This window comes from Bifidobacterium subtile, from assembly GCF_000741775.1.
GTDB classification, from domain to species: Bacteria; Actinomycetota; Actinomycetes; order Actinomycetales; family Bifidobacteriaceae; genus Bifidobacterium; species Bifidobacterium subtile.
In genome coordinates this window covers 283,116-304,443 of the sequence record NZ_JGZR01000003.1, presented here as the reverse complement: position 1 = coordinate 304,443, position 21,328 = coordinate 283,116, and the positions used below count along the sequence as shown (strand labels likewise).

General features: G+C 63.2%; 9 protein-coding genes. 7 read left to right on the top strand and 2 right to left on the bottom strand.

Annotated features, from left to right (window positions below; translation table 11 throughout):
- Positions 1-615 precede the first annotated feature (615 nt).
- The gene (locus BISU_RS03090; protein WP_051245929.1) at positions 616-2,547 is read right to left on the bottom strand and encodes a DEAD/DEAH box helicase; all 1,932 of its coding nucleotides are present in this window, start codon (positions 2,545-2,547) and stop codon (positions 616-618) included.
- A 510-nt stretch (positions 2,548-3,057) separates the two neighbouring features.
- Here BISU_RS03090 and BISU_RS03085 point away from each other — a divergent pair.
- Entirely contained in the window at positions 3,058-3,330 is a 273-nt protein-coding gene (locus tag BISU_RS03085) for an ACT domain-containing protein (protein ID WP_024462676.1), read from the top strand.
- A gap of 22 nt (positions 3,331-3,352) precedes the next feature.
- Positions 3,353-4,717 carry a PFL family protein gene (locus BISU_RS03080; RefSeq protein ID WP_024462677.1) on the top strand — a complete coding sequence of 455 codons (1,365 nt, stop codon included), beginning with the start codon at positions 3,353-3,355 and terminating at the stop codon, positions 4,715-4,717.
- 477 nt (positions 4,718-5,194) lie between these two features.
- On the opposite strand, the gene BISU_RS03075 is transcribed toward BISU_RS03080, so the two are convergent.
- Positions 5,195-5,794 (bottom strand): tRNA (cytidine(34)-2'-O)-methyltransferase, encoded by a 600-nt coding sequence (locus BISU_RS03075; protein WP_152599035.1) that lies wholly within the window; start codon positions 5,792-5,794, stop codon positions 5,195-5,197.
- A 183-nt stretch (positions 5,795-5,977) separates the two neighbouring features.
- Here BISU_RS03075 and BISU_RS03070 point away from each other — a divergent pair, with 183 nt between their 5' ends.
- From BISU_RS03070 to BISU_RS03050, 5 genes are all read left to right on the top strand, one after another.
- Positions 5,978-7,150, top strand: a complete 1,173-nt coding sequence (locus BISU_RS03070; protein ID WP_226839084.1) for an HhH-GPD family protein — start codon at positions 5,978-5,980, stop codon at positions 7,148-7,150.
- Positions 7,151-7,236: 86 nt separating this feature from the next.
- Positions 7,237-8,088: a hypothetical protein gene (locus BISU_RS03065; RefSeq protein WP_404801770.1), complete on the top strand. Its 852-nt coding sequence runs from the start codon at positions 7,237-7,239 to the stop codon at positions 8,086-8,088.
- 427 nt (positions 8,089-8,515) lie between these two features.
- Positions 8,516-12,082 carry a DNA-directed RNA polymerase subunit beta gene (gene rpoB / locus BISU_RS03060; protein WP_024462681.1) on the top strand — a complete coding sequence of 1,189 codons (3,567 nt, stop codon included), beginning with the start codon at positions 8,516-8,518 and terminating at the stop codon, positions 12,080-12,082.
- Positions 12,083-12,305: 223 nt separating this feature from the next.
- Positions 12,306-16,313: a DNA-directed RNA polymerase subunit beta' gene (locus BISU_RS03055; RefSeq protein ID WP_024462682.1), complete on the top strand. Its 4,008-nt coding sequence runs from the start codon at positions 12,306-12,308 to the stop codon at positions 16,311-16,313.
- A gap of 218 nt (positions 16,314-16,531) precedes the next feature.
- The gene (locus BISU_RS03050) at positions 16,532-21,319 is read left to right on the top strand and encodes a PD-(D/E)XK nuclease family protein (protein ID WP_024462683.1); all 4,788 of its coding nucleotides are present in this window, start codon (positions 16,532-16,534) and stop codon (positions 21,317-21,319) included.
- Positions 21,320-21,328 lie beyond the last annotated feature (9 nt).

Genomic DNA, 21,328 nt, shown 5'->3' with positions numbered 1-21,328 from the left:
TTCTGCGGAAGAGCCAAGTGCTGAATACAATGTCTACTTTGCGAAAGGCCTAATGAGCGAAAAATCAGCCTAACGAATGCGTTGCGAGTATTTTCCAAGCTGTCTTTTGATAAAACTGCCGCTCTCTTGTTCAGACAGATGGTTTACGTTTGGCTTGGGCATGGTTGACTAGGTGCCCGTTGAATGGTCTTGGACCCAAACGCGCTAAAATCGCCGCCAGCCTCGTTCATTAGGCCGATTTTTCATTCATTAGGCCTTTCATCAAGTAGACAGCCGATGCGCTGTTTTTGAGATCCTTGGAATTCCAACATTTCTTGGAAAACGACAGCATTGGAGCAATCCCTATATAGACAGTTTTGGTCGGCAAAGGGCCTAATGAAGGTTGAGTGGGACAATCGTAATTAGCTGGAAGACCGGGATTGGCAGGTGCTGTTGCCGAATGCTCCGGTGTTGACAATGGCACGGGTTATCTAGTTGAGACAGACGGCTATGGATACAGAGATAGGTGGCGTATCTCATCCAATACGATGATGCCCCGCACGGCCAAAACCTGTGCGGGGCATCATCTGGTATCGAGTTTGCGGTTCAGCGAACCATCATCTCGGCGATTGCGCCTTAGCGGTCGCTGGTACGCCGAGAGTCACGGTGATAGTCGCGGCGGCCACGATCCGAATATGAAGCGTGGCGGCGGTCGTCGGATGAACGGCGGTAGTCGCCGGAGCGGCGTCCCGACTGGCCTTCGCGTCTGTCGTAGGATTCGGCGTGGTTGCGGCGCTTGTCGCTGCGGCCGTCGAAGGGCTTCGACCAATCGTCGTTGTCGGCATCAGCATGACGGGATTCGGCGTGATCGCGGAAGTCCCTGCGCGAGTCGAACTTGGAGTCGTTGCGGAAGTTGCGATGCGAGTCATGCGAACGCGGCCCGCGGTTGAAATCGCCGTTGCGGTGTCCGCCACGGCGGTCGTCGCGATAGCCGGAGCGATCCGAAGAATCCGAGCGATTCTCCGAGCGCTCGAAGCTTTCTGCGCGGTCGAATTCATTCGAACGATCAGAGCGATCGGCATGCTCGAAACGGTCGGAACGGCGGAAGCGGTTGCCTCGCCCCGAATGCCGACGATCCGAGCCATCGCGATTGTCGCGCGAACTGTATCCGCGATGGCCGTAGCCGCCTCGGCGTGAATCGCGTGAATCGTGCGATGCCTTGCGATTGCGCCTCGTGAAGTCTTCCAGCGACCAGCCTTCGACCAGCGGCGCGGTTTCACCAACGAGATCGAGCAGTGCATCGGAATCCTGATCCACACGCACGACATGGCCCTTGAGTCCCGCGCGGTGCAGCATCTGCATGGCGCGGCGCTTCTGCTTGGGCAGCACGAGCGTGACGACGTCGCCATCCTGACCGGCGCGGGCGGTGCGGCCCGAGCGGTGCAGGAAGGACTTGGGGTCCTGCGGCGGATCGAGCTGGGCGACCAGCTCCACGCCGCTGATGTCCATGCCGCGGGCGGCCACATCGGTGGCGACCATCACGCGCACTTCGTCGGAGCTGAAGGCCTTGAGATTGCGGTCGCGCTGCGACTGCGAGAGATTGCCGTGCAGTTCGGCGGTCGGGATGCCGCGCTCGATCAGCGTTGCAGCAAGTTCCTCGGCCTGGATCTTGGTCTTGGTGAACAGGATGCGCTTGCCCATGCCGGAAGCCAGCTCGTTGATGATGCGCGGCTTGTCGGCGGCGCTCACCTGGAAGATGTGCTGGGTCATGGTCGAGACCTGCGCGGTGGCCGAATCGATTTCGTGCACCTTCGGGTCATTGAGATAGCGGCGCACCAGCGTGTCGACGCCGTGGTCGAGCGTGGCGGAGAACAGCAGCCGCTGACCGTCGGCCGGGGTCATGCCGAGCAGTTCGCTCACATCGGGCAGGAAGCCCATGTCGGCCATTTCATCGGCCTCGTCGAGCACGGTGATCGCCACGTCGTCCAGCGTCAGACGGCCCTGATCGATGAGGTCCTTGAGCCGGCCGGGGCAGGCCACGACGATGTCGACGCCGCGACGCAGGTCGCGGGTCTGCACGCTTTGGCGCACGCCGCCATAGATGGTGGTCGTGGTCAGATTGCAGTCGCTGGCCAGCGGGCGCAGTACGTCGTTGATCTGGTTGGCGAGCTCGCGGGTCGGCGCCAGCACCAGACCGCGCGGGCGGTTGGGCTGGGCGCGGCCTTCGAGACGGGCGAGCAGCGGAATCGAGTAGGCGAGCGTCTTGCCTGAGCCAGTGGCTCCGCGGCCCAGGATGTCGCGGCCTTGCAGCGAATCGGGGAGCGTTTCGGCCTGGATGGGGAAGGCGGTGGTCTTGCCGTCGCGGGCGAGGCCCTTCACCAGGGTCGAGGGAACGCCCAGTTCGGCGAAGGTCGGTGCGTCAGAATGCTGATCGGCGATGCTGTTGTCAGCATTGCTGGCATCGGTTGCGATGTCGGCCATAGCGTTGGCGGTGTTGGCGGACTCGACGGAAGCGTTGGAAACGCTGTTATCAGCGGAATCAGCGGTAAGCATTGCTGCGGATGTCATGTCGATTGTGTCTGAATAAGACAAATGGGTACCTTTCGGGATGTGAAGAAAGTGTCTGCATAAGGCCTGCGCCGGTTGGCGCGCCTGATGAATCGCAAATAAGTGAGCCGTGTACCTTATGGAATTCGCGATTCACTCCTGCGGCCTGTATGCAGCCGACTCATCGTCTATCCCGAAATACTTAAGCATTTTTCAGCGACGCCGGGGTTCTTTCTTGTCCTTGCCCCGGACTGTTGCAACACTATACGCGAGGGTCGCTACTTTCGGCTTCGGCGGACGATGCCGCGACGGCTGACGCTGGCTTGGCTGGTGCCTTCCTTATACTGAGGAACGATTGACGCGGGGCATGTGGATTGCGCGCATTCGGCGGCGTTACGGCGCTAGGATTTGGCGTTGAGGCAATATGGCGATTCGGCACGGCGAGTGCCCATCGCCAGGAGCTTGATAGATGCCGCAATAGCCGCAATGCCCATACTGCCCGCGTCGGCAACGCGAAGCACCGGAGGAAGCATGAACAAGGCCATCATCACCGTCGTCGGGCAGGACACCGTCGGCATCATCGCACGTGTGTGCACATATTTGTCGCAGCATCGCGTCAATGTGCTCGACATCTCGCAGACCATCATCGACGGATTTTTCAACATGATGATGATCGTCGACTACGCCGATTCCGACAAGGAATTTGGCACCATCGTCACCGACCTGGACTCGCTGGGGGAGGAGATCGGCGTGCGCATCCGCTGCCAGCGCGAGGAGATCTTCACCAAGATGCATCGCGTCTGAGTCGGCTGAAAGGGAGAAGACCATGCTGAATATCATGGAGGTCCACGAGACCAACCAGATGATCGAGCAGGAGAAGCTCGACGTGCGCACGATTACGATGGGCATTTCGCTGCTCGACTGCGCGAGCGACGATGTGAACCAGCTATGCGAGAACATCTACCGCAAGATCACCCGGCTCGCCAAGGATTTGGTAGCCACCGGCGAGGCCATCGAACGCGATTACGGCATACCGATCGTCAACAAGCGCATCACCGTCACGCCGATCTCGCTGGTCGGCGGCGGGGCGTGCACGACGTCCGAGGATTTCGTCGCCATCACGCACGCGCTTGACAGGGCGGCCAAAGAGGTCGGCGTCGATCTCATCGGCGGGTACACGGCGCTGGTGTCCAAATCGATGACCAAGGCCGATGAGCTGCTTATCCGCTCGCTGCCGCAGGCCTTGTCTGAAACCGATATCGTGTGCTCCTCGGTGAACGTCGGCTCGACGAAAACCGGCATCGATATGGATGCGGTCGAGCTGCTCGGGCATATCGTCAAGGACATCGCGTATGCGACCCGCGACACGGACAGCTACGGCTGTGTGAAATTCGTCGCCTTCTGCAACGCACCCGACGACAACCCCTTCATGGCGGGCGGATTCCACGGCGTGACCGAGGGCGACGCGGTCATCAACGTCGGCGTGTCGGGCCCGGGCGTGGTCTCGCGATCCCTGGATGCTGCCGTGGGCAAGGACTTCGAATTCCTGTGCGAGACGATCAAGCGCACCGCGTTCAAGATCACCCGCGTCGGCCAACTGGTCGCGCAGGAGGCCTCGCGTCGGCTTGGTGTGCCCTTCGGCATTATTGATTTGTCGCTCGCGCCGACCCCGGCAGTGGGCGATTCCGTGGGCGAAGTGCTTGAGAAGATCGGCCTGACGCAGGTCGGTGGGCCAGGCACCACAGCGGCGCTCGCCATGCTCAACGATCAGGTCAAAAAGGGCGGCATCATGGCCTCGTCGTATGTCGGCGGGCTTTCGGGCGCGTTCATTCCGGTCTCCGAAGACAAGAATATGATCGACGCCGCAGCAGCCGGCTGCCTCACCTTGGAGAAGCTTGAAGCGATGACCTGCGTGTGCTCGGTCGGCCTCGACATGATTGCGATTCCGGGCGACACGCCGGATTCGACCATCTCCGGCATAATCGCCGACGAAGCCGCCATCGGCATGGTTAACCAGAAGACGACCGCCGTGCGGCTCATCCCGGTGTACGGCAAAGGCGTGGGCGATATGGCCAACTTCGGCGGCCTGATGGGCTACGCGCCCATCATGCGGGTCAACACCTCATCGTGCGAGCCCTTCGTGACGCGCGGCGGGCGGATACCCGCGCCGATTCACAGCTTTAAGAACTGAGTTTCACACTCCGTTAAGCAGGCAGCGAGGCGACGCACAGTCGCTAAGGCTGCGAAGGGAGCTAACGCCGTATACGGAAGAGCGCGAGTTCATTCAAGCTGAAGGCTGGGATAGAGACGGTCCTTCGGACCGGTGTTGTTTTTGGCACGCTCCGGTTGTGGTTGTGTTGGGTGGTTTGGTTTCGGTTTGATAGTGGTTCAGTCGGGTACGCTAACGCTCTTAGTGGGCGTTAGCGCGTCGCTACAAAACCAACCGGCTTGCGCCGGTTCTTCGAGCCCTTCAAAGGCTCTCACCTCGCCTACGGGCAGTCCACAGGACTGCCCGCTTTACGGCTCAGCAGGACTGTCGAGCTTTACGCTCCGGTTGTGGTTGTGTTGGGTGGTTTGGTTTCGGTTTGATAGTGGTTCAGTCGAGTACGCTAACGCCCTTAGTGGGCGTTAGCGCGTCGCTACGGAATAGCCCACTGGGCTATTCCGTTTACGCTCCGCCTTTAAACCCCAACTGCCTCCACGCTTCGTAGAGGGCGATGGAGGCGCAGTTGGTCAGGTTGAGCGAACGCAGGCTGGGGCGCATGGGCAGACGGACTTGTTCGGCGACGTGCGGGCCGGCCATGATGTCCATCGGGTCGGGGATATCGCCGGGTTCGGGGCCGAAGAGCAGAATATCCGAAGGCTTGTAGTCGACTTCGGTGTACAGCTTCGTGGCATGGGCGGTGAACGCGATGATGCGCGAATTCGGCATCGATGTGACCAGATCATCGAAATCCGGATGCAGCACTACATGCGCCATATCGTGGTAGTCAAGCCCGGCGCGGCGCAGCTTGGTGTCGTGCAGGTTGAAGCCCAGCGGCTCGACCAAGTGCAGGATGCTGCCGGTCACCGCGCACAGGCGTATCGCGGAGCCGGTGTTGCCCGGGATGCGCGGCGAGTAGTAGCACAGGTGCGGCGTGACGGTTTCGGTCTCGCTGGCCTCGCGCGCGCTCATCATCGCGTCGACCACGCTGATCGGGTTGCCGTGCGCGTCGGTCACCAGCTCGTCCGGGCCGTAATTCGATTTGCGATACCCGTACTCATACATGCCGTCCACGCGTGACTCGGGGTTTTCTGCTTTTGCAGAGTCCCTGCCGTTCGTCGTGCCGTTCTGCGTGTTCTCGCCCATACCACCGTCCTGATTCTCTGTTTCATCTTCGTTGGCACACCGGCTGTCTGCAATGTGAACAGAATCGCAGAATCGGCCGCGTGCGTCATCCATCATGCATGAATGAGCTTAGAACGTCCCATGCCCGGTGATGAAGGAGCGCTGGTGTATCCCGCGTGGAGCACAATAGGGGCCGTGCAGCATGTAAGGAAGAACGCCGCGAGCGATGAACGGATCTCGATTTTGGCAGCGGCTGACGGCGCGACCGATCCTGCTCAAGAGCTGAAGGATCTTGTCCAAAGCGATCTTTTCGCCTGGTGGAATCGAAATGCGCGTGATTTACCATGGCGATTCGGCAGAACGACGCCGTGGGGCGTGCTCATATCCGAGGTCATGAGCCAGCAGACGCAGATGAGCCGCGTGGTGCCGTATTGGCTTGCGTGGATGGCGGTGTGGCCCGACGCGGCTTCGTTGGCCCAGGCGAGCACGGCCGAGGTAATCACCGCGTGGGGGCGGCTCGGCTACCCGCGTCGTGCGCTGCGGTTACAGGAGTGCGCGCGCGTGGTTGCGCAGCGCTACGACAACGAACTGCCGCGCACGTACGATGAGCTGCTCGCGTTGCCGGGAATCGGCGACTACACGGCTTCAGCGGTGATGAGCTTCGCCTTCGGCAGTCCTATCGCGGTCATCGACACGAATATTCGCAGGGTGCTCTCCCGCGTGTTTTCGGGGCTTGAGTCGCATGGCGGCTCGGCGACAAAACAGGAGCGCGAGCTGGCCAAACGGGTGCTGCCCAAGGAGGCCAAGGCCAGCGTGACGTGGAACCAGTCCGTCATGGAACTCGGCGCCACGGTCTGCACGGCCAAGAACCCGCTATGCGAGCAATGCCCACTGGCCGATTCGTGTGCGTTCCTCGCCGCGGGGCGGCCTGAGCTGGGCGAGCGGCGCACTCGACCTCGCCAGCGCTTCCAAGGCACGAACCGGCAGGTGCGCGGCATGATTTTGCATGCGTTGCGTGGGCTTGGCGCCGGGGAAGCACGCGCTGTGGAGGCGAACGCTAAGATAATGGACACGGCAAAGGTGAGCATTGGGGAGTCAGGCGCTGTGAAAATGGACGCTGTACGGAAGGGTTCTGCGCAGACGAGTGCTGCAGCAACAGCAGACAAATCGCTGCCGCGCGATCAGGTCGAGGCGCTGTGGAGCGACCATGTGCAGCTGGATCTGTGCATTGCCTCTTTGGACGAGGACGGCCTGATCGAGGTTCTTCCAGACCAGTCGCTGCGATTGCCGCAGTAGTGGCGGACAGCTGGCTTACGAATGCGAGGTGGCTGCGGCCGCGCCACGAGCCGTTCCGGTTGAGCAGTCGGTTTAGACTCGTGGATATGGCCAGCACACCGCACTCTCCCAATACGCGCAAATCCTCAGTCGAGCGCGGCGCATCGGGCGCATCTAGCGGGCGCCGACAAGGCGTGCAGAGCGGGCAATCCGGCCAGCGAAGGCAATCCGGCCAGCGCGGGCGTGCCAAACAGCGCAATGCGTCGGCAACGTCCTCAGCGCGGCGCACGGGCAGCGCTCGCGTCCCACGCGGCAAATCCTCGTCTGCCGCAGTGTCCTCTGCGGCAGACGGGCGCAGAAAACCAAGCAAAAGGCAGCAGCGGATTTATCGCCGTCGCCGCATCGTGGTGCTGACGGCTTTGGTTGTGGCGCTGGCACTGATCGCGTTCTGCTTCTACAGCCTCGGCAGGGGAGTGGTCGCAATATCGGACGTCATCCGACACGACGATCTTACGGCGCTTGTGCGCAGGGAAGTCCCCAGCGCGAAACATGCCAGCGGCGTGCGCGATTGCACGGCCGGCGATGTGCGGCTGGAACTGAGCGAGCAGTCGCAGACCATACCGGTCGGAGGCTCTGTGGACTTCACGATGACGGTCGCATATAAAGGTTCAGGCAGCTGCCTGATCGACGTTTCGAATGCTTCACGTGTGCTGACCATCACCTCGGGCGAACAGACAATATGGAAATCGGATGCATGCCCGGCCGATCCGCATATGCTGCTCATGTCCAAGGGCGACAAGCGCGTGGATACGCTGACTTGGAATGCGGACAGCACAGGTTCGGAATGCGTCGACGATGCCGATCTTCCTAGGGTCAATCCCGGGACGTATGTAGCCAAGCTGAGCCTCAAAAATGATGCCGCAGCGGTAAGTGATCCGGTGCCGGTGATCGTGCAGTAAAAATGATCGTGCAGTAAGGGTGGCCTTGCAGTAATGAGGCGATACCGCGCAACAGGGTGAGGCGGTGCAGTGGGCTTGGCAGCGGCGGGTATGACGCAGCAGTGGATATGACAGTGCAGTGAGAGCAGCATCCAGGCACGCCGACGTGATTATGCAGACACGCCAGCTTGCGGGCATAAGAAATTAATGCTATTCTTTTGACTCTACGTGAAGTATGTCATATAGCGGGCATGCCAACAACAAGACAACGAAGCGCCCGCGGATTTGACATACGGCGGCTTGCATATGGATGGGTTGCACTGCGTATTGGTGCAGCGCAAATCGATGCATGCGGCTGCATCAGGGCGATTCGTTGGGCACACAGTGCTGATTGCACAGCATCGATCGAGCAGATCGAAACGAATAAGCGAGCGATAAGGAACGTCCATTGGCTGACGAACAAGCTACGACGAATACCACCATAGTCAACGCACGCGCCGACGAGCATGACATTGCACGGCATCTGGCATCGGACCGCGTGAACTTCGGTTCCATCAAGGAACCCATCGACGTGCCCTACCTGCTGGGCGTGCAGACCGACAGCTTCGATTGGCTGATCGGCAACGAGCGCTGGAAGCAGCGCGTCGAGGAGGACGAGACCAACGGCACCAACACCGTTCCTCACGTCTCGGGGCTCGACGAGGTCTTCCAGGAGATCTCCCCGATCGAGAACTTCGCCCAGACCATGAGCCTGACCTTCTCCGACCCGTACTTCGAGGAGCCGCGCCACACGGTCCAGGAGTGCAAGGAGAAGGACTACACCTATTCCGCGCCGCTCTACGTCAACGCCGAATTCGAGAACGGCGACACCGGCGAGATCAAGAGCCAGACCGTCTTCATGGGCGACTTCCCGCTGCAGACCCCGCACGGCACCTTCATCATCGGCGGCACAGAGCGCGTCATCGTCTCGCAGCTCGTGCGCTCCCCGGGCGTCTATTTCGATCGTTCGCGCGATCGCACCTCCGACAAGGAGGTCTTCGGCGCGAAGATCATTCCGAGCCGTGGCGCATGGCTCGAATTCGAGATCGACAAGCGCGATGTGCTCGGCGTGCGTGTGGACCGCAGGCGCAAGCAGTCGGCCATCGTCTTCCTCATGGCCATCGGCATGACCAAGGCCGAAATCGCCGCATCCTTCAAGGACTACCCGCTGGTCATGGACGCTCTTGAAAAGGAGACGATCGAAACCCAGGACGACGCCCTGACCGATCTGTACCGCAAGATCCGCCCGGCCGACACTCCGACCCCCGAGGCCGGGCGCAACCTGCTGGACTCCTTCTACTTCAACACCAAGCGCTATGACTTGGCGCGCGTCGGCCGCTACAAGATCGACCGCAAGCTCGGCCTCGAAACCGACATCAACGACCGCAGCCTGAGCGCGGACGACATCATCGCCACGATCAAGTACCTCGTCTCCCTGCACGCCGGCGACAAGACTTTCCCAGGCAGGCGCAATGGCGAGGACGTGGAGCTGCGCGTCGACGTGGACGATATCGACCACTTCGGCAATCGCCGCATCCGCCAGGTCGGCGAGCTGATCCAGAACCAGCTGCGCACCGGTCTGAGCCGTATGGAGCGCGTCGTGCGCGAGCGCATGACCACCCAGGACGCCGAGGCCATCACCCCGCAGTCGCTGATCAACATCCGCCCGGTGAACGCCACGATCAAGGAGTTCTTCGGCACCTCCCAGCTGAGCCAGTTCATGGACCAGAACAACCCGCTCTCCGGCGTGACCAACAAGCGACGCCTCTCGGCCTTGGGCCCAGGCGGCCTGTCGCGCGACCGCGCCTCGATGGAGGTGCGCGATGTGCACCCCAGCCACTTCGGCCGCATGTGCCCGATCGAATCCCCTGAAGGCCCGAACATCGGCCTGATCGGTTCGCTCGCGACCTTCGGACGCGTCAATCCCTTCGGCTTCATCGAAACCCCGTACCGCAAGGTTGACAACGGCCACCTCACCAATGAGGTCGTCTACATGACCGCGGATCGCGAGGCCGAGCACGTCATCGCGCAGGCCAATCAGGAGATCGACGAGAACGGCGACTTCGTGGCGAAGACCGCGCTTGTGCGTGACGCCGCCGGCGAGGCCGAGGACGTTCCGATCGACATGGTCGATTACATGGATGTCTCGCCGCGCCAGATGGTGTCGGTGGGCGCCTCGCTCATCCCCTTCCTGGAGCATGACGAGGGTCACCGCGCGCTGATGGGCACCAACATGCAGCGCCAGGCCGTGCCGCTGGTCAAATCCGAGCGTCCGCTGGTGGGCACCGGCTCCGAATGGCGCGCCGCCTACGATTCGGGCGACACCATTCTGGCTGAGAAGCCGGGCGTGGCGATCTACGTCTCCGCCGACATCATCCGCGTGATGAACGACGACGGCACGCAGTCCAGCTACAAGCTGGCCAAGTTCCAGCGCTCCAACCAGACCACCTGCTACAACCAGGTGCCGCTGGTCAAGGACGGCGAGCGTATCGAGAAGGGCACTGTGCTGGCCGACGGCCCGGCGACCGAAAAGGGCGAGATGGCGTTGGGCAAGAACCTGCTCGTCGCCTTCATGCCATGGAACGGCTACAACTACGAGGACGCCGTGATCATCTCGCAGCGCCTCGTGCAGGACGACACGCTGAGTTCCATTCACATCGAGGAATATGAAATCGATGCGCGCGAGACCAAGCTCGGCGCCGAGGAGATCACCCGCGACCTGCCGAATGTCGGCGAGGACGCGGTGGCGAACCTCGACGAGCGCGGCATCATCCGCATCGGCGCCGAGGTCGAGGCCGGCGACATCCTCGTGGGCAAGGTCACGCCGAAGGGCGAGACCGAGCTGACCCCGGAGGAGCGCCTGCTGCGCGCCATCTTCGGCGAGAAGAGCCGCGAAGTGCGCGACACCTCGCTGCGCGTGCCCCACGGCGAAACCGGCACGGTGATCTCGGTCAAGGAGGTCACGCGCGAGGATGCCGAAGAAGACGGCGACGAGCTGCCCAACGGCGTGAACCAGATGATTCGCGTCTACATCGCCCAGCACCGCAAGATCACGGTGGGCGACAAGCTCTCCGGCCGCCACGGCAACAAGGGCTGCATCTCGCGCATCCTGCCCGAGGAGGACATGCCCTTCCTTGAAGACGGCACCCCGATCGACATCATGCTCAACCCCCTGGGCGTGCCGAGCCGTATGAACCTCGGCCAGGTGCTCGAACTGCACTTGGGCTGGATCGCCCACGCCGGCTGGGATATCACGCTCGACCCGGATATGGAAGCCGAATGGAAGAAGTACGTGCCGCAGGGCGCCGAAAAGGGCGAGCCGGGCACTCCGGTCGCCACTCCGGTGTTCGACGGCGTGCGCCCCGACACGCTGCGCGGCCTGCTTTCGACCACGCTGTCCGACCGCGACGGCGACCGACTGGTGCGCGACAGCGGCAAGGCCGTGCTCTTCGACGGCCGCACCGGCGATCCCTTCCCCAAGCCGATCTCCGTGGGCTACATGTACATGCTCAAGCTGCACCACCTCGTGGACGACAAGATCCACGCCCGCTCCACCGGCCCGTACTCGATGATCACCCAGCAGCCGTTGGGCGGCAAGGCCCAGTTCGGCGGCCAGCGCTTCGGCGAGATGGAGGTGTGGGCTTTGGAGGCCTACGGTGCCGCCTACACGCTGCACGAGATGATGACCACCAAGTCCGATGACGTCGACGGCCGCGTGCGCGCCTACGGCTCCATAGTGAAGGGCGAGAACCTGCCGCCGGCAGGCATCCCGGAGTCCTTCAAGGTGCTTCTGAAGGAGATGCAGTCGCTTTCGCTCAACGTCGAAGTGCTCAACGCCGAAGGCGTGGCGATCGACATGAGCGACGAGGATGATGACGATATGTCGTCCTCCGAGGACCTCGGCTTCAACATCGGCGCTCGGCCGGACGCCTCCGCCAAGGAGGAGCAGGCCGCGCCGGAGCCCGAATACCGCTAGACCCGTCTATCCATTCCGTGCAAGGCCCGCCGGACAGCATGTCGCACATGCCGCCGGCCGGCCTCGCGCGGGATGGAGTTCAACGAATCGTGATTCGCAACGGATTGCGAGGCCCAAGCGCCGCGCAATCGCAGGCAACGCAACAACGCAGGCAACGTAAGTACTTAAACAGCAGTGCTTAATGCAACACAGTGCTTATACAACGCAGAGACAGGACATAAGAGTGCAGGACGTCAACGCATTTGACAAAATGAGAATCGGTCTGGCCACCACCGAGGACATTCATAATTGGAGCTACGGCGAGGTCAAGAAGCCCGAAACCATCAACTACCGTACTTTGAAGCCGGAGAAGGACGGTCTGTTCGGCGAGCAGATCTTCGGACCGACCCGCGACTGGGAATGCGCCTGCGGCAAGTACAAGCGCGTACGCTTCAAGGGCATCGTGTGCGAGCGCTGCGGCGTGGAGGTCACCCGCTCCCGCGTGCGCCGCGACCGCATGGGCCACATCGAGCTGGCCGCCCCGGTCACGCATATCTGGTTCTTCAAGGGCGTGCCGAGCCGGTTGGGATACCTGCTCGACATCGCGCCCAAGGACCTGGAGAAGGTCATCTACTTCGCCGCCTACATGGTCACCAAGGTCGACGAGGAGCAGCGCCATCAGGATCTGCCCGATCTGCAGGACGAATTCGACACCGAAATCGCGAACCTCCTCAGGCGTCGCGACAACGAGATCGAAACCCGCGCGCAGAAGGTCGAGGCCGATCTGGCGGCGCTCGAAGCCGACGGCGAAGCCAAGGGCAGCGCGAAGTCCAAGCTGCGCAACGGCGCCGAGCGCGACATGGCGGCCATCCGCCAGCGCTACGACGAGCAGGTGCAGCGTCTGAACGCGGTGTTCGACCGCTTCAAGGCCCTCAAGGCCGGGGATATGGAAGGCGACGTCGACCTGTGGCGCGAGATGGAGGATCGCTACGGCGACTACTTCGAAGGCTGCATGGGCGCCGAAGCCATCAAGAAGCGCCTGCAGGACTTCGATTTGGAGGCCGCTTCCAAGGAGCTGCGCGAGGAGATCGACACCGGCTCCGGCCAGCGCAAAGCACGCGCCTTGAAGCGGCTCAAGGTCGTCAACGCCTTCCTGACCACGGGCAACAAGCCTGAGGCCATGGTGCTCGACGCCATTCCGGTCATCCCGCCCGAACTGCGCCCGATGGTGCAGCTGGACGGCGGCCGTTTCGCGACTTCGGACCTCAACGATCTGTATCGCCGCGTCATCAACCGCAACAACCGCTTGAAGCGCCTCATCGAGCTGGGCGCACCCGAGATCATGCTCAACAACGAGAAGCGCATGCTGCAGGAGGCCGTCGACTCGCTGTTCGACAACGGCCGTCGCGGTCGTCCGGTCACCGGCGCCTCGAACCGCCCGCTCAAGTCCTTGTCCGATATGCTCAAGGGCAAGCAGGGCCGCTTCCGTCAGAACCTGCTGGGCAAGCGCGTGGACTACTCCGGCCGTTCCGTGATCGTGGTCGGCCCCTCCCTGCGCATGCACCAGTGCGGTCTGCCCAAGCCCATGGCGCTGGAGCTGTTCAAGCCCTTCGTCATCAAGCGGCTTGTGGACCTCAACTACGCGCAGAACATGAAGAGCGCGAAGCGACTGGTCGACCGTGGCGACGCCGAGGTGTGGGGCGTGCTCGAAGAGGTCATCTCCGAGCATCCCGTGCTGCTCAACCGCGCGCCTACGCTGCACCGCTTGGGCATTCAGGCCTTCGAGCCGATTCTGGTCGAGGGCAAGGCCATCCACCTGCCGCCGCTCGCCTGCGCCGCCTTCAACGCCGACTTCGACGGCGACCAGATGGCAGTCCACCTGCCGCTGAGCGTCGAAGCGCAGGCCGAGGCCCGTTCGCTGATGATGGCGTCCGACAACATCCTCAAGCCGGCCGATGGCCACACCGTGACCATGCCGTCGCAGGATATGATCCTGGGCCTGTACTATCTGTCCACCGTGGTGGAAGGCGCCAAGGGCCAGGGCCGCGTGTTCTCCTCGCTTGAGGAGGCCACCATGGCCGTGGATCGCCGTGACATCGACACGCAGGCCAAGGTGCTCATCCGCCTGCCGCACGACTTCGTGCTCCCCGAGCATTGGGAGCCGGCCGATCTCGACGTCATCGACCCCGAGCCGGGCAGCCCGGACGTAGTCAGGGAGGAGCGCTTCAAGAATGGCTCCGTGCTGTTCGCGACCTCATACGGCCGCATCCTGTTCAACGAGACGCTGCCGACCGACTATCCCTTCGTCAACGAGCAGGTGGCCAAGGGCAAGCTCTCCAGGATCGTCGATGACATCGCGACGCGCTATCCGACGGCCCAGGTGGCCGCGACCCTCGACGCGCTCAAGGATCTGGGATTCACCCGCGCCCCGTGGTCGGGCGTCACCATGTCCTTCTCCGACATCGTCGAGCCTCCGGAAGGCAACGCGATCATCAAGGATTACGAGAACCAGGCCGACAAGGTCAACTCGCAGTACGACATGGGTCTTTTGACCGAGGAGGAGCGCCGCCAGGAGCTCATCAACCTGTGGACCGAATGCACCGACAAGGTCGCCAACGCCATGCGCGACAACTTCCATGACGACAACAACGTGAACATCATGGTGCAGTCCGGAGCGCGAGGCAACTGGATGCAGATCCGCCAGATCGCCGGCATGCGAGGCCTCGTGGCCAACCCGAAGGGCGAGATCATCCCCCGACCGGTCAAGTCGAACTACCGCGAGGGCCTGTCCGTGCTCGAGTACTTCATCTCGCAGCACGGCGCGCGCAAAGGCCTGGCCGATACCGCACTGCGTACCGCAGAATCGGGCTACCTGACCCGTCGACTCGTGGACGTGGCCCAGGAGGTCATCGTGCGCGAGGAGGATTGCGGCACCAAGCGCGGGCTGGCGATGAAGGTCGCCGAACGCGACGAGGACGGCAATCTCGTGCTCGTCAAGGCGGCTGACGGCGGTCCTTACTCCCGCCTGCTCTCCACTGACGTGATCGACCCGGCCGATGGCACGACCGTGCTCTACAAGCGCGACGACGCCCTGTCGATGGACGTGCTGCGCGATCTCGTGGCGCACGGCGTCGAAGAGGTCAAGGTGCGCTCCGTGCTCACCTGCGAGTCCAAGCGCGGCGTATGCGCCAAGTGCTACGGCTGGTCGCTGGCCACCAACAAGCTGGTGGACGTCGGCGAGGCCGTCGGCATCGTCGCGGCGCAGTCCATCGGCGAGCCCGGCACGCAGCTGACCCTGCGTTCCTTCCACTCCGGCGGCGTGGCTTCGGCCTCCGATATCACCCAGGGCCTTCCCCGTGTCACCGAGCTTTTCGAGGCGCGTACGCCTAAGGGCGAGGCGCCGATCGTCGAGTTCCCGGGCACCGTCAAGGTGGAGGACACCGATCGCGGCCGTCAGGTCACGCTGACCCCGGACGATACGAGCATCGAGCCGATCGCCTACCCGGTGACCCGTCGTGCACCGATGCTGGTCAAGGATGGCGAGCACGTCGAATCCGGCACGCAACTCATCGAGGGCTCCGTGGACCCGAAGAAGATCCTGCGCATCCTCGGGCCCCGCGCCGCTCAGGTCAACATCGTGGAAGAGGTGCACAACGTGTACCGCTCCCAGGGCGTGGACATCCACGACAAGCACATCGAGGTCATCGTGCACCAGATGCTGCGTCGCGTCACCGTCATCGACTCCGGCGACACTGCGCTGCTGCCTGGCGAGCTGGTCGACCAGACGCGCTTCCGCGAGGCCAACATCGCCGCGGTCAAGAACGGCGGCAAGCCCGCCGTCGGCCGTCCCGAGCTCATGGGCATCACGAAGGCCTCGCTGGCTACCGACTCGTGGCTGTCCGCCGCCTCCTTCCAGGAGACGACGCGCGTGCTCACCGAAGCCGCGCTGGGCCAGCGGGAGGACGAGCTCAAGGGCCTCAAGGAGAATGTCATCATCGGCAAGCTCATTCCGGCCGGCACTGGCCTGGCCCGCTACCGCAATGCGGTCGTGGAGCCCGACAAGGCCATCCGCGACACCATCTACCCGAACTTCGGGCTGGGCGGCGACGATCTGGGCACCGGCTTCTCCGATTCCGAGGCGAGCGATGTGGACTTCTCCAACATCGACTTCGGCGATCTGAAGCTCGGCGACGACTTCAACCCGGATGACTTCCTTGACGATCAGGGAGGCCAAGGCGACTTGGATATGTAGGTCGTGGTTTTGGCTGGCTGTGACTTACGAGCCATGAGCCAGACTTGATCAAGTCGAGCCAAGGGCGCTGTGCCGATATGCGATATGCGCATATCGGCACAGCGCCCTTGGTGTTTTTGCGTAAGTGTCTGCAGGGCCAGCGCGGCCGGGTGTCGCGTGAAGCCAGCCCGGCTCGCCGGTATCTGGGGCAGGGCGGACCTTAGGGTGGAGATATGCACATGGACAACGAGACCAACGGGACTCAGACGCCTGCAGCCGTCGAGGCGCTGATCAAAGGCTCGCTGGCCAACGCCTCCGGGGCGCCTGCGCGCACGATTCTTGTCGCGGGACCGCCGTGCACGGGCAAAACCGAATTCGCGACCGAAGCATTGATGGCAGGGCTTCGTGCCTTTGGCGACGTTGGCGCGGTGATGACGGTTTCGAACCGCAAAACGGCCGATCGCTATGCCGATGAAGTCATTCGTCAGCTGCGGGCCAGTTCCCAGGCACGGCCGGTGACGACCTTGTCCGCGCTCGCATTCCGCATAATCGCCGCGCTCCGATCCCGTCAGGGCGCCCCGTTGCCGAAGCTGCTCAATGGGGCGGAGCAGGACGCTCTCGTCCGTCGGGTGATGGCCGGGCATGTGCGCCATGCGATGGCGGGCGACGAGTGCGCGACCTGCGCATTGCTGCGCGAGTATTTCGCCCTTGACGACTGGTCGAGCATGATCGCTGACCCCACCTCGCCTGCAAACCACGGAAATCCTGACGATTCGGCGGATAAGCCTCATGCTGCGCGCGCGGGAGAGGCCGTCGCGTCGGCGTCTTCGGGCGCGGCGGCTTCGACGCGCGCGACCACGGAATCCTTATTCATGCGGGGCATCAACGATGCTTTTGTCGTGCAGCTGCGCGATATGCTCGCGCGCATGGATGAGCTTGGGGCTTCGGATGAGAAGGAACCCGAGATCCTCGGGCGGCTGGGAGCATGGAGCCCTCATACGGAGCGGCTGCGCGTGCAATGGCGGCTTGCGTTCGCGCTGCGCCGCGAATACGCGAGCATGGTCGCCGCGGAATATGCAGGGGAGTATCGGCTTGATTCCTCCCGCCTGCTCGTCGAAGGCGTGGCCGTAGCGTCGAAGGCCCTGCCAGACGAACTGCCGCGTTATGTGGTCGTCGATGACTTCCAGGACCTTACGCTGGCGGGACTGGCTTTTCTGCAGGCGTTGTCGGAGGCCGGAACCCGGCTGACGCTGGTGGGCGACCCCGACGAGGCGGTGCAGACCTTCCGAGGCTCATATCCCGAATATCTCTATGCTCGGGTGCTGGAACCGCCGTTCTCGGCGTACGCTATGCGACTGCAGCCCGACTACGGCGAACGATTCGGAAGCGGCGGCGATGGCGTCGGCGCGGATGGAACAGGAGCAGGAACAGGTGCGGGTGCGGAAGACGCGGACTTCGAAACCGCCGCCAGCGCAGCTGCCTTGGGGCCGGCACCCGATTACCATGCGCTGGTGGTCTCGCGGGTCTCGCTCTCGATTCTCTCGCCCGAGGATGACGCGACTGCGCTGACCCGTCGGGCTTGGAAGATGCCACGCTACACAGGCAGTCTGCCGATTGCGCGCTTGCCTGCTGCTGACGACGCGTTGACCTATGACGGCAACATTCATGCGGCCCTGCATCGCTCGGCGAACGAGGAGCTGGACGATATCGTCTGGCAGGTCAAGGAAGCCCGACTTTCCCAAGGCAGGCAGTGGAATGATCTTGCGCTCATCGCGCATGACAACGCCACGGTGCGAGCCTTCGGCGAACGGCTGCGACGCGATGGAGTGCCGGTGCGCTATTCCTCGGTGACGCGGCCGCTGAAGGACGAGCCCTTTGTGCAAGGCCTGTTCGCGCTTATCGAATTGGCGCAGCTTCGCAGGCGGCTGCAGCGCGAGTGGACAGGGCAGGATTCTTCCGCACGGCTGCGTTCCGACGCTGTTGCTGAGGCATCCATCGCGCCAACTGGCGAGGCAGCCGCCGAGCCGACTGCTGAACCGACCGCTGGACTGGGCATGGAGCCGTCCGCCGAGCCCATGGCTGATTCTGCCGTCGTCGAGCCCGCAGCTGTACCTGATGCCGCGTCGGTTACTGACGGGCCCGCCTCGCCATCGAACCGCAGCCGAATGCCTTCGCTGGCCGCCTATGTGCGCACGAGAGTCGCCGCGCTGATGACCAGTCCGCTTATCGCAATCGGTTCGCAGGCGCAAGGAGAGGGATTCCCCGCACGCCTGGCACCGGTGGAATCGGCGATGAACGCGCTCGGCTCCTTGCATGCAGTGCTTGCGCGGGACAGAGCGGCCGCGGCGAATGAAATGTCCGCAGCGCCGGCGTTGGAGGAACGGCAGGGGGCGGCATCCGCGCTTGCCGTGCTGGAACGGTCGTGGCTTCGGCTGCGCTCCAGGCTGCTTGCGGAGCAAAGGCTGCGCGAGCGCGATGCCGTGCAGGTGGATGACCGGGCGTTTTCGACGGCATCGGCAGCTGGCGGATCCTTGGATGACGACGGCATGGAGCTCGGCCCCGAGGCGCTGTATGTGATGCTGGCATGCGGCGGCTCCGACGATCTTGCGGCGGATGACGTTGTGGACGTGATTCGCTCCATTGGCGGGCATGAGCCCAACGCCGAGGCTTTCGGCCATATGTGGGACCTGGTGGCGCAGGTCGCCGACGGGATGGCGGCGCTGCCGTCGAACGAGCCGCAGTATGCGCTGTCGCTGGCATGGGAATCATGCAAAGTGGCCGAGCGATGGCAGCGTGAGGCGCTGAACAACACCGATGACGGGCGGGCGGCCAACGATCGGCTCGATGCCGCGATGCGACTGTTCGACTACGCTGCAGGCAGCGGCGCGAGCCGCGACATCGAGGGCTTCCTCGAGCAGGTGCGTTCCATGCGCATCGAGGCCGATTCGCTGGCCAAAGTCGCGCCCATCGATCAGGCGGTCACCGTGACCACGCCGGCGGGAGCCGACGGCCAGCACTGGCCTCACGTATGGATCGTGGCGATGCAGGAGGGGGTGTGGCCGAATCTCGCAGCCCGCAACACGATGTTCGGCGGCGAGGAACTGGCGCAGATCATGCTGCGCGGCCGGCTTGCCGACGACCGGCAGCTCGAGCTGACGGGGCACGACCCGCAATTGGCAGCTGTGCTGTGCGGCGAGCAGAAGAGTTTCCTCGCTGCGCTGACCAGAGGCCGGCAGGTGACGCTGAGCGCGGTCGCCAACGATGATCTGTCCCCGTCCGACTTCCTGTACGGCTATCTTCCGGAGTTGTTCGATCGTCGCATGCAGGCTGATCCCACGGCCCGCAGCTACAGCGAGGTCGGCGGCTCCAATGACTTCTCCGGGCTGGATGCCGACCCGCGCGGCCTCGTGGCCTCGGCGCGTGCGCTGCTGTCTAGGCGGGTTATGCAACAGGCGCAGAGCGCTGTCGAGCCCCAATCCGGCAACGGCGGCGACGAGGGCAATGAACCGAAAACGGCGACAGGAGCGGAGGCGAGGGCGGTCGCTGCGGCACCGCTGCAAGACGAGGAATCCGCCGATGCCGCGGAAGCGTTGGCGTTGCTGGCATGCAATGGCATCACCTCGGCCGACCCGGACAACTGGGCCTATCCGCAACCGCAAACCATAGCGACGCCAGATCCTGGCGGCCTTCCCGCCGCGATGCGAAGCGCTTCCGCAGGAGACGTGGAAGCGGCAATCTCGCAGCAGGACGAAAGATCCGGGAAGGAAGCCGGCGGAGAACTCCCGGTACTTCCGGAACCTCCAGTGTCTCCAGCGGGGCCAGCAGTCTCCCTGTACCCTTCCGCAGTGGATGGCTTATGGGCCTGCCCGGTGTGCTGGCTGCTCGAAAACCGGTTCGCCGGCCCGCAGCGAGGCAGCGAGGCGACGGCTTTCGGCACCTTGATTCATGCGGTCGCGCAGCGCGCCAGCGAAAACGGCTTCGACAGACCCGATTTTCTGCAGGAACTGTCCGAGGACGCGCACATCGCAACAGTCACGGAGCGCATGATGGGCATCTATCGCGAGCTGCGCGACGACCCCCAGGCCATCGGGGACCCGGCAAGCCGATACAACGCCATTCGCAAGGACGAGACGGCCGAGGATGTGCTGGAAAGCATCGCCAGATACTTCGTGACTTCGAATAGTACGGAATATCTGGGCGGCAACGCGGAGAAAATAAGCGTAGGGACGGTGGCCGATGTCGCATGCGAGCGCTCGTTCGCCTCCAGGTTTTCGCTGGATGACATTCTCGAGGCTTATAACGGCCTCGACGAGGTCGACTCGATATCGCGCCGCGATCTGTACGGCATCATGGGCACGCTCGTCGGCGGCTGGCCCGAAGCGATGCGCGAGGACATGGCAATCCGCTTGGGCGGCCGGATCGACCGCGAGGAAACGCGCCGGCTGCCGGACGGCAGCGCGGTCGTGCGGCTGGTCGACTATAAAACCGGCGCCGTTCCCGACGTCGTGCAGCAATTCAGCGATTTGCAGCTGGTCTGCTACCAGCTTGGGCTGGCGTTCCCGGTAGAGGGGCCGGGCGGCGCGGCGGCGCTGAACGCCATGCCGCGCATCGCGCAAAGCGACCTGTTCTATGTGGCGAAGGGAAAAATGCCTGCGGAAAGCTACGCTCCAGAAAGCCTGTTCCAGCCGCCGCTGTTCGTCGACGGGCATTTGAACGATGCGACATTCACCGCGCGATATCATTACACGAGTTTGGAGAAGCTGACGGATATGGTTGCTCTCGACCCTGATGCCGCGCCTGAAGATGTGGGCGAGGGCGCATGGCGGCAATTCGTCGCGTTGCGCGGCACGCAGGCGGTGTGGGCGCTGACCATGATCGCGAGGGTGTTCTACGCGGCTGCGGCGAGCCGCTCCGCGCATTTGGTCGCTCGCCCCAGCAAAAGCCATATGAAGTATTGTCGCATGCGTGCCGTGTGCCCGGCTTGCTCCGGGCGCAGCGACACGGTTTTCGAGATCAGGAAGGGGTGAACGGCGTGG

Coding starts and splice junctions, on each gene's coding strand:
- BISU_RS03075 (WP_152599035.1), bottom strand. CDS start 5,794: ATGTATGAGTACGGGTATCGCAAATCGAATTACGGCCCGGACGAGCTG.
- BISU_RS03090 (WP_051245929.1), bottom strand. CDS start 2,547: ATGACATCCGCAGCAATGCTTACCGCTGATTCCGCTGATAACAGCGTT.
- BISU_RS03065 (WP_404801770.1), top strand. CDS start 7,237: ATGGCCAGCACACCGCACTCTCCCAATACGCGCAAATCCTCAGTCGAG.
- BISU_RS03085 (WP_024462676.1), top strand. CDS start 3,058: ATGAACAAGGCCATCATCACCGTCGTCGGGCAGGACACCGTCGGCATC.
- BISU_RS03070 (WP_226839084.1), top strand. CDS start 5,978: ATGAGCTTAGAACGTCCCATGCCCGGTGATGAAGGAGCGCTGGTGTAT.
- BISU_RS03080 (WP_024462677.1), top strand. CDS start 3,353: ATGCTGAATATCATGGAGGTCCACGAGACCAACCAGATGATCGAGCAG.
- BISU_RS03050 (WP_024462683.1), top strand. CDS start 16,532: ATGGACAACGAGACCAACGGGACTCAGACGCCTGCAGCCGTCGAGGCG.